Source organism: Bradyrhizobium sp. LB14.3, from assembly GCF_040547985.1.
In the GTDB taxonomy this organism is placed as follows: Bacteria; Pseudomonadota; Alphaproteobacteria; order Rhizobiales; family Xanthobacteraceae; genus Bradyrhizobium.
Genome location: NZ_JBEPQT010000003.1, coordinates 71,196 through 84,204, shown reverse-complemented (window position 1 = coordinate 84,204; position 13,009 = coordinate 71,196). Strand labels below are relative to the sequence as shown.

Genomic DNA, 13,009 nt, shown 5'->3' with positions numbered 1-13,009 from the left:
CCGACCATCCCGCGCGGAGCAAAGAGACATGGCTACTCAAAAAGACATGGCGACCCAATTGGAGAAGGCGAAAGCGTTTCAGAACCTGCATACCCGGCCGGGCGCCTTCATCATTCCCAACCCGTGGGATGCCGGCACCGCGAAGCTACTGGCCGCGATGGGTTTCGAGGCGCTCGCAACCACCAGCCTTGGACTGGCCAACACGCTCGGGAGTTCGACCGTCAGCCTGGATGCCATCCTCGACAATTGCCGCGCGATCGCCGAAGCGACGCCACTACCGGTCAGCGTGGACCTCGAAAACTGCGGCGCGCATGAGCCGCGGCGCGCGGCGGACGCGATCCGGCGCGCCGCCGAAGCTGGCGCGGTCGGCGGCTCGATCGAGGACTCGACGGGAGACCGGAGCCGGCCGATCTACGATTTCGCACGCGCCGTCGAGCGTGTGCAGGCCGCGGTGGAGGCGGCGCGCTCCCTGCCCATTCCGTTCACACTGACGGCCAGAGCCGAAAATCTTCTGCACGGCCGCAACGATCTCGACGACACGATCAAGCGCCTCCAGGCGTTCGAGGCCGCCGGCGCCGACGTGCTCTACGCGCCCGGCGTGCACGATCTCGCGACCATCAAGACGGTGGTTTCGTCGATTGGAAAACCATTCAATCTCGTGATGGGCTTTGCCGATCCGACCCTGACGCTCGCGCAGCTGTCGGAAGCCGGCGTCAAGCGCATCAGCGTCGGCGGCGCTATGTCGCGATTTGCGCTCGCGGCATTCTTGACGAGCGCACGCGAGATGAAGGAGCACGGCTCCTTCACCTATGTGCGCGAGATGGCGCCGATCAAGGAATTGCGCGACGCGTTCGCCGCGGTCAGCCTTCCTTGAAGCCGTACTCCGGCACGTTGCCGCTGGCGCCGTAATATTTGTACGGCAAGAATTTGCCGCTCATGGTGAATTTGACGCGGTCGCCCTTCGGGTTGGCGACGCGCTCGATCGCCATGTCGAAGTCGATCGCCGACATGATGCCGTCGCCGAACTCCTCCTCGATCAGCGCCTTCCACGCGGGGCCGTTGACCATCACCATCTCGTAGAAGCGGTAGATCAGGGGATCGGTCGGCGGCATCGGCGTGCCGGTGCCCCGCATCGGCACCTCGTTGAGCATCGCGGTCTCGGCCTTCGACAGGCCGAACAGCTCGCCGGCGTTCGCGGCCTGCGGTTTTGTCAATTTCATCTGACCGAGGATCGCGCCGACGATCAGCACCTCCGCATAGCCGCCGACCTGGCCGCAGATGTATTTCCAGCTCCAGCCCTTCTCGCGCTTGATGTCGAGCAGCTTCTCGGTGAGGTCTTCGCGTTTCATGTCAGGATCTCCCTTCGCTAAGCACTGTGTACGTCGTTTCGTGCCGCTTAGGAGGCACGAAACGTGCCAATAAATGAGGCTTAAGGCCTCACCGCCTCGATTTCCCTTCGCGTGGCAAAGCCTCTGCAAATCGCTTGATCGCATCGAGCACGGGCTGCTGATCGCCGGCAAAGAACCAATGATCATGGCCGTCGAGCTCGAGGAATTCCGCACCACGGATCCGGCTCGCCACATCGCGGCCGGCCGCGATCCGTACGGCCTTGTCGTCCCGACGATGCAGCACCAGCGTCGGCACCGCAATCTGCGCCAGAAGATGCCGCACGTCGGCGTCGCGAAACGCCTCGAGCACCGCCGAGATGCCGCCGGGACTGGACGCCGCGCGCAGCAGCCCCGCCCACCAGGCGCGCGCCTTGGGATCGCCGGCAAGGCTCGGCGCGAAGGTTTCAATCCCCACCGGACCTCCCCATTGCGCGATGAGGTGCTTGCTCCAGGCATCGTACTGGCTGGCGCGCAACGCGTGCGGATAGTCCTGTGACCAGCAACCCTTGGCCAATGCGCCGAACAGAATGAGCCCGGCCACGAGACGCGGCTCATCGACCGCAAATTTGATGCAGGCCGGCCCGCATTCGGACGCGCCGAACAGCACGACATGGCGCGCATCCACCGCCCGCAGCACGGTACCGATATCCTCCGCGGTGAGGTCGATGCCAGGCGCCGATCCGACCCGGTCGGACAGCCCGATGCCGCGGCGATCGAATACGATCAGCCGCCCCAGCATCATCAATGAGTCCAGAAACGTCCGGCTCGCGGGATGCTCCCAGGCGCGTTCCACATGCGACACGAAGCCGGGCATGACCAGGATATCGAGCGGGCCGCTTCCGTAGGTCTGATACGCCAGATGCACGCCGGCACCCTTGACGTAGCGCGTCGTCGGAACGGCGGCGAGCGACGACGCCGCGCCGGGGTCCATGAGCGCCTCGGTCTCGGCTTCAGGCGCGACGCCAAGCTCGTCGCGCAGCCGCTGCGTCAGTGCCGCGTGATGCCGTTCTGCCGCGCTTCGGTCGCCGGCCAGCAAAAGGCTGCGCACCAGATGCCGGCCGTACACCTCGCTCAAGGGATCGAGCTCGACCAGACGTCCCGCGTGCACTGTGGCGGCAAAATGGTCGCCGGCGGCATTCCTGTCCTGCACGAGGCGCTCCAGCGCGTGCACGAGCCGTCCCCGCAGCGCCTCGCGGCGAAAAAACGCCCAATCGTCGAATTCAGGGCAATCGTCCAGAGCGAAGCCCGCGAGGAAGTCACCCCGATACATCTGGCAGGCCTCCTCGAAGGCGCCGCGATCGCACGCACTCTCGAACTGGTGCGTGTCGACCTTCAGCGCGACTGCCGGGGACCATCGCACGCTGGTGCGGTCGGTCTCGAAAACCGGCTGGCCGAGCGTGAGCTCGATGCGATGAAGCAGGCGCCGCAATCGCGTGAGGCCAGTCTCGCGGGCAGTTTCGGGCCACAGCAGCGTCGCAATCACGTCTCGCGCGACGGCGCCCTTGGCCTCCGCGAGATAGATCAGCAGCGCAAGTCCCTTGCGCAGGTTCAGCTTGATCGGGCGGTCGTCAGCGTGGACCTCCGGGAACCCGAACGCTCCAAGCAAAAAGGCCGTCATGGAGATTCTCTCCCCTCGCGGCGTCCCCCGGGGACGCGCAGGGGACGGTCCGCCGTTACGAGTCGGGCCAGATCGAGCCTGACCGCCAGCGAGCGGTTCGCGCTCCTGCATGCGGCACCGCATCCATCGGCACAATAGGAAAAAACATGTTCGCGCGCCTCGCGATCCTGCTCTACGCCATCGTCAGCTATGCGATATTCACGGCTTCATTTCTCTACGCCCTCGGTTTCGTCGGCAATTATGTCGTGCCCAAGTCGATCGACAAGTCGATTGACGTCGGTAGCCACACGAATCCAGGCGAGGCCATTGTCGTCAACCTGCTGCTGCTGGGCCTGTTTGCCATCCAGCACAGTGCCATGGCGCGTCCATCCTTCAAACGATGGATGACAAAACTCCTTCCCGCGGCCTGCCAGCGCAGCACCTACGTTCTGCTCTCCAGCCTGATCCTGCTGCTGCTGTTCTGGCAACGGCGTCCGATCCCGACACCGATCTGGCAGATCGACGGACTTGCCGCCTGGTTGCTGATCGGCCTGCACTGGCTCGGCTGGGTGATCGTGTTTGCCTCGACCTACATGATCGATCATTTCGATCTGTTCGGCCTGCGCCAGGCTATCTTCGCGCTCCGCGGGGCGGAGATGCCAGGTCAATCGTTCAGGACGCCGCTGCTCTACAAGATCGTGCGGCATCCGCTCATGCTGGGCTTTCTGCTCGCGTTCTGGGCCACGCCTGAGATGACCGCCGGTCATTTGCTGTTCGCGCTAGGGAATACAGTCTACATCCTGGTCGGGTTGCAGTTCGAGGAGCGGGATCTGATCGCCGAGTTCGGCGCGACTTATCAAGAGTATCGCCGCCGCGTTCCCATGTTGGTGCCGCGTCTTTGGGGTCGCCGTCGGACGGAAGATCGTCGGCCTGCTGGAGCTCCGCGATGAACGCGCTGTTTCCTTTCCCCCGAATGTCCGTGGATGCCGCCACATTCGCCGACACGCTCGATGGGCTCGACGTCGGCCTATATCTCGTCGACGCGCACGCGCGGCTCGTTCACGCCAATACGGCCGGCCAAGCCATCCTCGATGCGCGCGACATCCTGCTTGAGATCCGCGGGCACCTCGTGGCCAGCGATCCAGCGGTCAACCAGACTTTGCGACATTTTTTCACGGTGGCCGGGCAAGGAAACGCCATCCTGGGCACCAGCGGAGTGCCGATGCTCGGGAGGGATGGGCAACGTCATGTCGCCCACGCTTTGCCGTTGACTTCCGGTACGCGCCGAAGTGCGGGCGTAGCGTACAGCGCCGTAGCGGCCTTGTTCGTTCGCACGACGGCGCTGACGATACCGCCGCGTTCCGAAGTGATCGCCAAGGCATTCAAATTGACGCCGACCGAGTTGCGCGTGCTGCTCGCGATCGTCGAGCTCGGCAGCGTTCCCGAAGTCGCTGCAGCGCTCGGCGTTGCCGGCACGACGGTCAAGACGCATGTCCGCCATTTGTTTGAAAAGACCGGTGCAGCGCGACAGGCCGATTTCGTCAAGCTCGTGGCCGGATATGCGACGCTGTTGAGAGAACCTGCCGAATATAGGCAATCCGCTGGAGCGACAAGATGAGAGCAGTTCTATGCGGCTCGTTCACCGGACCAGGCGATTTGCGCCTCGGCGAGATCGACGAGCCGAAGCCGGCCGCCGACGAAATTCTCATCGACGTCCACGCGGCCTCGGTCAGTTTCATGGACCAGTTGCTGGTCTCGGGCCTCTACCAGATGCGTCCGCCGACGCCCTTCGTGCCCGGCACGGAAGCATCCGGCGTCGTCGTCGCGGTCGGCGACAAGGTTACGACATTCGTGCCCGGCGATCGTGTGGCATGCAGCGCCTGGACCGGCGGCTACGCCGAACGGATGACAGCGAAGGACTCGAAGAGCGTGCTTCTGCCTGACGGCGTCGCGTTCGAAGTCGCGGCGACCGTCCTGCACAATTACGGCACGGCCTATTATGCGCTGGTCGAGCGGGCACGGGCGCAACGCGGCGAAACCGTTTTCATTACCGGCGCGGCCGGTGGAGTTGGGCTTGCCGCCGTCGACCTCGGCCGCCATCTGGGCTTGCGCGTCGTCGCCGGTATCGGCTCCGACGACAAGGCCGCCCTGGTGCGAAGCTACGGCGCCGGCGAAATCGTCAACTATCGCAGCGAAGATCTGCGCAACCGGATCAAGTCGATCACATCGGAAGAAGGCATCGACATCGGCTTCGACAATATTGGCGGTGCGATCTTCGAGCAGATGGCCCGGCTGATGAAATGGGGCGGACGGCTGATGCCGATCGGCTTCACCAGCGGCGAGATTCCACAGCTCCCGATGAACCTGCCGCTGCTGAAGAACTATTCCATCCTCGGTGTCTTCGTCGGCGCTTGGGCGGAGAAATTTTCCGCCGATGCCGCGCGCATGAACGCCACGCTGATGCAATTGCTGGCCGAGCGAAAAATCCGTCCGCACATCGATCGCGTCCTTCCTTTGGAGGAGGCCGGAGAAGCCATGCGTGCCGTGGCCAACCGAACGGTTCGGGGACGAATCGTTCTCAAGATCAGGTAAAGTGCACCGGGAAGAGAGAGACCGATGACACCGATCATCATCGACAAACGCTATTGCGGCCCGCCAAACTCCGGGAATGGCGGCTATGTCTGCGGCCGTCTGGCCCGCCACATTCCCGGCGGCGCGGAAGTGACGCTGCGTGCACCGCCTCCGCTGGAAAAGCCGCTCGATGCGATCGCGACGGACGACGGCACATGGGAGCTTCGCGATGGCGGCAACATCGTCGCGACCGGGCGAGCGGCAAATGTCGAGCTTGCGCGTCTGGAAAAAGCCAGCTTCGAGGAGGCCTGCGCCGCCGAATTGCTGACCCCGGTCAAGCCGCACGAGCATCCCCTGCCGACCTGCTTCGTCTGCGGTCCCGCAAGGGCGAAGGGAGATGGCCTGCGCATCTTCGCCGGATCGCTCGCGCATCCCTCGCAGAGCGCCGTTCTCGCAGCGAGCTGGACACCGGATCCAAATCTGGCCGCCGATGACGGCCTGGTCGCCCCCGAATTTCTCTGGTCGGCGCTCGATTGCCCCACGGGGTTTGCCTGCAATTGCGATCAGCAAAGCGGCACCTTCGACAAGACACCGCTGCTGCTGGGACGAATGTCGGCACGGATCGAAGCCCGCCCGCGCCCGGGCGACCGCTGCATCATCACAGCCTGGCCCACCGGCCGCGACGGCCGCAAACGTGCGGCCGAGGCTGCGGCCCATGATGAAGCCGGGAGGTTGCTGGCGGTGGCCCGGACGACTTGGATTGCGGTCGAGCGCGAAGTGCAGCTCGGCCGGGGGTGATAAAAGCTCGATCTCGTAGGGTAGGCAAAGGCGCGTAGCGCCGTGCCCACCATTCTGTCTCAGCTTTGTTGCGCGACATGGTGGGCACGCTTGGCTTTGCCCGCCCCTGTAATAGCGCGATCAGTTATTCTCGACCCGTTACGAGACCTATGCGCTTTGCTCGATCATCCCCTGCAAGCGCACCAGCTCCGCCTCGATATCGCGCTCCACATCCGCCGCCCGCATCTCGATCACCCGATAGTCTCGCGCTTCCAGCCACGCCCGCCGCGACGCGCGGTCGGCGGCGATGGCCTCGCCCTCGCCCGGGTTCACCAGCTCGATCGCGATCCGGTGCGGGAACGAGACGAAATCAGGGATGTGGCGGCCGACCGGGGTCTGGCGCTTGAACGCTCCTGCGAAGCGGCGATCGCGGGTCAGGGCCTGCCAGAGCAGGCGCTCCGCATCGGTCGGGTTGCGACGAAGCAAACGCGCGAGGCCGCGGACGGTCGAGCCGCTGTCGGGAACACCGCCGCCCTGCCCGTGCTCGGCCAGAAGGGCGCGCAGCCGCGTGGCCTGCTCGCCGTCGAGCACGCCGCCTTTGGCCGGGCCCTTGCGGCCCTCAGCGATCGCCATCACCACCCCGTGCAGGGTGTGCATGTCCTGCTTGGTCGGCTCCATCCGGCTGAAGATGTTGCGCAGGTTCACCAGCATGGTGTCGCGCTTCTCGGCCGGGCGCAAAAACTCGACCCGGTCGAGCTCGCGGATCAGGTTGTCGAAGAAGGCCTGCATCTGGTGCTGCGAGGCGCGCTCGGAGCGTTCCGGCATGGCGTGTGGCAGCTCGCCCGAGGTCGCACGCTTGAACCATTCGTAGCCGACCAGCAGCACCGCCTGGGCGAGGTTGAGCGAGGCAAAGCCCGGATTGACCGGAAAGGTGATGATGCGGTTGGAGAGCCCGACCTCCTCATTGGTCAGGCCCCAGCGCTCCCGGCCGAACAGGATGCCGGCCTTGCCGCCCGTGGCGACGTGCCCAGAGATCTCCGCCGCAGCCGCCTCCGGCCCGACCACCGGCTTGGCCTGGTCGTGCGGCCGGGCGGTGGTGGCGAACAAGAGGTCGAGATCAGCGACAGCCTCACCGACCGTGTCGAACAATTCGACCTTTTCCAGGATGTGATCGGCGCCGGCGGCGGCGCGCTGGGCGGCAATGTTGGGCCAGCCGTCGCGGGGGTTGACGATGCGCAAGGCGCCGAGCGCAAAATTGCCCATGGCGCGCGCGGCCATGCCGATGTTTTCGCCCAACTGCGGCTCGACCAGGATCACGATGGGACCGTCGAGGGAAAGGCCGGCCTTGCTCTTGTCAGTCCCCGACATCTCGTCTCGCTTTCACGCTGGTTCTCAAGGCCTTGTGGGAGCCGCCTCAGGAATTGATTCAGGCCGACCCGGCCGGCTGCCCCCTCCGCCTGTCGTTTGCCTGTCCTGACAGAATTCTCAAGGGAAATAACGGGTTGGATTCGACTTTTAAATCTCGCCTGAAACTTCACCCCGGCCCCCGCGGCAGGGCCGCTTCCCGCCCCCCATCTGCGGAGGCTGGATGAGCTAAAAGTGCATAATCCCTTGGCTTTCGCCGGCCGCGTCCCGGTGCTAAGAGGCGGCGGATATTCCCGTGGCGCACCAAAAGCGCCGTTCCCAAGAGGCTTCCCCGAACATGGCAAAAATCAAGGTGTCCAACCCCGTCGTCGAACTCGATGGCGACGAGATGACCCGGATCATCTGGCAGTACATCAAGGACAAGCTGATCAACCCGTTCCTGGATGTCGAGCTGCAGTATTTCGACTTGGGGATGGAGTACCGCGACCAGACCAACGATCAGGTGACCATCGACGCCGCCGAGGCGATCAAGAAGGTCGGCGTCGGTGTCAAGTGCGCCACCATCACCCCGGACGAGGCCCGGGTGAAGGAGTTCAACCTCAAGCAGATGTGGAAGTCGCCGAACGGCACCATCCGCAACATTCTCGGCGGCTGCATCTTCCGCGAGCCGATCATCTGCAAGAACGTGCCGCGCCTCGTTCCCGGCTGGAGCAAGCCGATCATCATCGGTCGCCACGCCTATGGCGACCAGTACCGCGCCACCGACATCAAGTTCCCGGGCAAGGGCACGCTGTCGATGAAGTTCGTCGGCGAGGACGGCACCGTCATCGAGAGGGAAGTGTTCAAGACGCCCGGCGCCGGCGTCGCCATGCAGATGTACAATCTCGACGATTCCATCATCGACTTCGCCCGCGCCTCGCTGAACTACGGCCTGCTGCGCAACTACCCGGTCTATCTCTCGACCAAGAACACCATCCTCAAGGTCTATGACGGCCGCTTCAAGGACATCTTCCAGGACATCTACGACCGCGAATTCAAGAAGGAATTCGAGGCCAAGGGCCTGACCTACGAGCACCGCCTGATCGACGACATGGTGGCCTCGGCCCTGAAGTGGTCCGGCGGCTATGTCTGGGCCTGCAAGAACTACGACGGCGACGTGCAGTCCGACACGGTCGCGCAGGGCTACGGCTCGCTCGGCCTGATGACCTCGGTGCTGCTCACCCCCGACGGCAAGACCGTGGAAGCCGAAGCCGCCCACGGCACGGTGACCCGCCACTACCGCGAGCACCAGAAGGGCAAGGAGACCTCGACCAACTCGATCGCGTCGATCTTCGCCTGGACCCGTGGCCTCGCCCACCGCGCCAAGCTCGACAACAATGCCGAGCTCGCCAAGTTCGCGAACACCCTGGAGAAGGTCTGCGTCGACACCGTCGAGGACGGCTACATGACCAAGGATCTCGCGCTCCTGGTCGGCGCCGACCAGCGCTGGCTCTCGACCACCGGCTTTCTCGACAAGGTCGCCGAGAACCTCGAAAAGGCGATGGCGTAAGCCGTCCGCGATTTCGCCCGACTGGGCCGGACATCTCACGGGTCGCGCCAAAGCGCGGCCCGTTGTTTTTTGAGACCCTTGGAGACGCGACCATGTCGATCAAGCTTGCCGTGCCCTGCCTTCTGTTGCTTGCCGGACCGGCTGCGGCTGCGGCCGCGGACCCGCTCCCCGCCGCCATCGCTGCCCCCGGCGAAACCGTGGTGCTCAGCGTCCACGCCGAAGGCGCGCAGGTCTATGAGTGCAAGGCCGGCACCGACGGCAAGCTCGCCTGGGCATTTCGCGAGCCGATCGCCACCCTGCTATACGAGGACAAGACGGTCGGCCGGCACTATGCCGGGCCGAACTGGGAGCATGCCGACGGCAGCGCCGTGGCCGCCAAGGCCGCCGGCGACGCGCCGGGCGCGACGCCGGCCGATATTCCCTGGCTGAAGCTGGAAGTGAACGCCCACCGCGGCAGCGGCGTCCTCACGCCCGCCACGACGGTTCAGCGCATCAACACCCATGGCGGCAAGCTCGACGGCGCCTGCGACAAGGCCGGCGAGTTCAAGAGCGCGCCCTATTCGGCCGAATACGTCTTCCTGAAGAAGGGCTGAGGAACGAGGAGAGACGGCCCTTACGCGCCCGCTATGGCTTTTTGGATCTCCGACAGGGCGTCCAGAGCCTTTGCCCCATCAGGTCCGCCGCCTTGCGCCATTTCGGCTCGGCCGCCGCCGCCCTTTCCGCCCACGACAGGCACGCCAATCTTGACAAGGCTTGCGGCGTCGAAACGGGTTGATAGATCCTTGGTCACGCCGACAACGAGGCTGGCTTTTCCGTCAGCCGTCGTATTTGCAACCGCGACAACGCCCGACTTGATCTCTGCCTTGGCTTGATCAACGAGGGATTTGAGTTCGTCGCTCGGCAATCCCGTCACGTGAAGTTTGTAAAATTTGACGTCACCGATTTCCACGACGTTGGAATTTCCGCCGTCGCCGGCACCGCCGCCCATTGCCAGCTTCTTGCGGGCGTCGGAGAGCTCGCGCTCGAGCTTCTTGCGCTCGTCCATCAATGCACTGATGCGCGCCGGGACGTCGTCGATCGAGGTGCGCAGCTCGTTGGCCGCGGTCTTGGCCAGCGCCATGGTGTCGTTGGCATGCTTGCGCGCGTAGTTGCCGGTCAGCGCTTCGATGCGGCGCACGCCGGAGGCGACCGCGCTCTCGCCCGTCAGCGTGATCAGGCCGATGTCGCCGGTGCGCCTGACATGGGTGCCGCCGCAGAGCTCGACCGACCAACCGAGCGCGTTGGTGCCGCGCTCACGCGCGGTCCGGCCCATCGAGACGACGCGAACCTCGTCGCCGTATTTCTCGCCGAACAGCGCACGCGCGCCGGCCTCGCGGGCCTCGTCCACGCCCATGACGCGGGTCGAGACCTCGTCATTCTCCAGCACCACGTCGTTGGCGATGTCCTCGACGCGCGCAAGTTCTTCCGCGGTGATCGGCTTCGGATGCACGAAATCGAAGCGCAGGCGGTCAGGCGCAACCATCGAGCCGCGCTGGGCGATGTGATCGCCGAGCACCTGACGCAGCGCCTCGTGAATGAGATGCGTGGCCGAATGATGCGCGCGGATCGACGAGCGCCTGCTGTGATCGACCTCGAGCTGGAGCGCGGTGCCGGGCTTCAGCTCGCCGCTCTCCAAGGTGCCGACATGAACGAAGAGATCGCCGAGCTTCTTCTGCGTCTCGGTGACGCGGAATTTGATGCCGCCCTCGCCGACCAGCACGCCGGTGTCGCCGACCTGGCCGCCGGACTCCGCATAGAACGGCGTCTGGTTCAGCAGCAGCGCACCGCTGTCGCCGGCCTTGAGGCTGTCGGTTTCCTTGCCATCCTTGATCAGGGCCGAGACGACGCCCTCAGCGATCTCGGTCTCGTAGCCCAAAAATTCAGTCGCGCCGAGCTTCTCGCGCAGCGGGAACCAGATCGCCTCTGAGGCCGCCTCACCCGAACCCGACCAGGACGCGCGCGCCTTCACGCGCTGACGTTCCATCGCATCGGCGAAGGAAGCCTGGTCGACGCTGATGCCGCGCGACTTCAGCGCGTCCTGCGTCAGATCGAGCGGAAAACCGTAGGTGTCGTACAACGTGAAGGCGACGTCGCCGTCGAACATGTCGCCCTTCTTCAAGGACGCACTCTTCTCGTCGAGGATGGCGAGGCCGCGCGTCAGCGTCTTGCGGAAACGGGTCTCTTCCAACCGCAGCGTTTCCTCGATCAGGTTTTCCGCGCGCATCAAATCGGGATAGGCCTGGCCCATCTCGCGCACCAGCGCCCAGACCAGGCGATGCATCAGCGGATCTTTCGCGCCGAGCAGTTGCGCATGGCGCATCGCGCGGCGCATGATCCGGCGCAGCACATAGCCGCGGCCCTCGTTCGAGGGCAGCACGCCATCGGCGACGAGGAAGGCCGACGAACGCAGATGGTCGGCGATGACGCGGAACGAGGCGACGGTCTTCTCGTCCGGTCCGCTTCCAAGAGCGGACGCGGTCGCGTCGATCAGATGACGGAACAGATCGGTCTCGAAGATGCTGTCGACGCCCTGCATGATGCTGGCCATGCGCTCTAGGCCCATGCCGGTGTCGATCGAGGGACGCGGAAGCGCTACGCGCTCCTCCTTCGTCACCTGCTCGTACTGCATGAACACCAGGTTCCAGAACTCGAGGAAGCGGTCGCCGTCCTCTTCCGGTGAGCCCGGAGGTCCGCCCCAGATGTGCTCGCCGCGATCGATGAAGATCTCCGAGCACGGACCGCACGGGCCGGTGTCGCCCATCGCCCAGAAATTGTCCGAGGTCGGGATGCGAATGATGCGGTCATCCGAGAAACCCGCGATCTTCTTCCAGAGGCCCGCCGCCTCGTCGTCGGTGTGGTAGACCGTGACGAGCAGCTTGTCCTTCTTCAGCCCGAATTCCTTAGTGATCAGCGTCCAGGCAAGCTCGATCGCGCGCTCCTTGAAATAGTCGCCGAACGAGAAGTTGCCGAGCATCTCGAAGAAGGTGAGATGGCGCGCGGTGTAGCCGACATTGTCGAGGTCGTTGTGCTTTCCGCCGGCGCGCACGCATTTCTGCGAGGTGGTGGCGCGCTGATAGGGCCGCTTCTCGACGCCGGTGAAGACGTTCTTGAACTGCACCATGCCGGCATTGGTGAACATCAACGTCGGGTCGTTGCGCGGCACCAACGGCGAGGACGACACGATCTCGTGGCCGTTCTCGGCAAAGAAGTTCAGAAAGGTCGACCTGATCTCGTTGACGCCGCTCATGTTCATCCAATCGGGTGTGCTTGGACCCGCCATACGCCATCCAAACCGCGAGTTTGGGCTGATATCTGCGGGCCAAAGCGCTTTTAGACAAGGCCAGCTTCGCTGTCCAGAAACTGTGCAACCGGATCAGTGGGTTGCCGCAGGCGCGCAATCCCGTTGGAAAGCCGCTGATGCCGCGTTGACAGGCTTGGCCAGCTTGTGGTCTCTACCCATCTGTATCGTACGGCCACGTCGGGAGAGACCGGCTTTGGGTAGCCGGCGCCGAAGGAGCAACCGCCCCGGAAACTCTCAGGCAAAAGGACCGCGTGGCTTTGACAGCATCTGGAAAGAGGCGCCGACGGGCCTAGACCTTTTAAAAGAAAGGGTTGGTCCGGACAGCGTCCGCCGACGGGATAATACTCTCAGGCACAGCGACAGATGGGGCTTCGACTGGTTGCTTCCGGGGAATCATCCCCGGGGAACCACCGAGGGCCCCT

11 protein-coding genes and 1 riboswitch are annotated in these 13,009 nt (G+C 64.5%); of the genes, 7 read left to right on the top strand and 4 right to left on the bottom strand.

Features of this window, described 5'->3' with window-relative positions:
• Nucleotides 1-46: 46 nt before the first annotated feature.
• A complete protein-coding gene (locus ABIB00_RS07590) occupies nt 47-874 on the top strand; it encodes an isocitrate lyase/PEP mutase family protein (RefSeq protein ID WP_247339179.1) in 828 nt (275 codons plus the stop codon).
• Here the strand turns inward: ABIB00_RS07590 and cynS are convergent.
• Both cynS and ABIB00_RS07580 read right to left on the bottom strand, forming a co-directional pair.
• The gene (cynS, locus tag ABIB00_RS07585) at nt 861-1,349 is read right to left on the bottom strand and encodes a cyanase (RefSeq protein ID WP_354103919.1); all 489 of its coding nucleotides are present in this window, start codon (nt 1,347-1,349) and stop codon (nt 861-863) included. The two genes, ABIB00_RS07590 and cynS, sit on opposite strands and share 14 nt — an antisense overlap.
• 88 nt (nt 1,350-1,437) lie before the next feature.
• On the bottom strand, nt 1,438-3,006 hold the full coding sequence (locus tag ABIB00_RS07580) for a bifunctional AfsR/SARP family transcriptional regulator/alpha/beta hydrolase (protein ID WP_354103918.1): 1,569 nt from the start codon (nt 3,004-3,006) through the stop codon (nt 1,438-1,440).
• Nucleotides 3,007-3,152: 146 nt separating this feature from the next.
• On the opposite strand from ABIB00_RS07580, the gene mddA reads away from it, so the two are divergent.
• Genes mddA through ABIB00_RS07560 form a run of 4 tightly spaced genes read left to right on the top strand, consistent with a single transcriptional unit; the run spans nt 3,153 to nt 6,354 of the window.
• The gene (mddA, locus tag ABIB00_RS07575) at nt 3,153-3,935 is read left to right on the top strand and encodes a methanethiol S-methyltransferase (RefSeq protein WP_354103917.1); all 783 of its coding nucleotides are present in this window, start codon (nt 3,153-3,155) and stop codon (nt 3,933-3,935) included.
• Complete coding sequence (locus ABIB00_RS07570; protein ID WP_354103916.1) at nt 3,932-4,603, top strand: helix-turn-helix transcriptional regulator; 672 nt, start codon at nt 3,932-3,934, stop codon at nt 4,601-4,603. The genes mddA and ABIB00_RS07570 overlap by 4 nt, the downstream gene beginning before the upstream one ends.
• The gene (locus tag ABIB00_RS07565) at nt 4,600-5,577 is read left to right on the top strand and encodes an NADPH:quinone oxidoreductase family protein (RefSeq protein WP_354103915.1); all 978 of its coding nucleotides are present in this window, start codon (nt 4,600-4,602) and stop codon (nt 5,575-5,577) included. Before ABIB00_RS07570 ends, ABIB00_RS07565 begins: the two co-directional genes overlap by 4 nt.
• A gap of 24 nt (nt 5,578-5,601) precedes the next feature.
• A complete protein-coding gene (locus ABIB00_RS07560; protein ID WP_354103914.1) occupies nt 5,602-6,354 on the top strand; it encodes a hotdog family protein in 753 nt (250 codons plus the stop codon).
• 147 nt (nt 6,355-6,501) lie between these two features.
• Here ABIB00_RS07560 and ABIB00_RS07555 read toward each other — a convergent pair whose 3' ends face one another.
• A complete protein-coding gene (locus tag ABIB00_RS07555; RefSeq protein ID WP_354103913.1) occupies nt 6,502-7,701 on the bottom strand; it encodes a TrmJ/YjtD family RNA methyltransferase in 1,200 nt (399 codons plus the stop codon).
• Nucleotides 7,702-8,035: 334 nt separating this feature from the next.
• Here ABIB00_RS07555 and ABIB00_RS07550 point away from each other — a divergent pair, with 334 nt between their 5' ends.
• Nucleotides 8,036-9,247 carry an NADP-dependent isocitrate dehydrogenase gene (locus tag ABIB00_RS07550; protein ID WP_247444450.1) on the top strand — a complete coding sequence of 404 codons (1,212 nt, stop codon included), beginning with the start codon at nt 8,036-8,038 and terminating at the stop codon, nt 9,245-9,247.
• Nucleotides 9,248-9,339: 92 nt separating this feature from the next.
• On the top strand, nt 9,340-9,840 hold the full coding sequence (locus ABIB00_RS07545; RefSeq protein WP_354103912.1) for a DUF3455 domain-containing protein: 501 nt from the start codon (nt 9,340-9,342) through the stop codon (nt 9,838-9,840).
• Between the two features lie 20 nt (nt 9,841-9,860).
• Here ABIB00_RS07545 and alaS read toward each other — a convergent pair whose 3' ends face one another.
• Nucleotides 9,861-12,533 carry an alanine--tRNA ligase gene (alaS, locus tag ABIB00_RS07540; RefSeq protein WP_247339182.1) on the bottom strand — a complete coding sequence of 891 codons (2,673 nt, stop codon included), beginning with the start codon at nt 12,531-12,533 and terminating at the stop codon, nt 9,861-9,863.
• 222 nt (nt 12,534-12,755) lie between these two features.
• A riboswitch (glycine riboswitch) is annotated at nt 12,756-12,846 on the top strand.
• Nucleotides 12,847-13,009 lie beyond the last annotated feature (163 nt).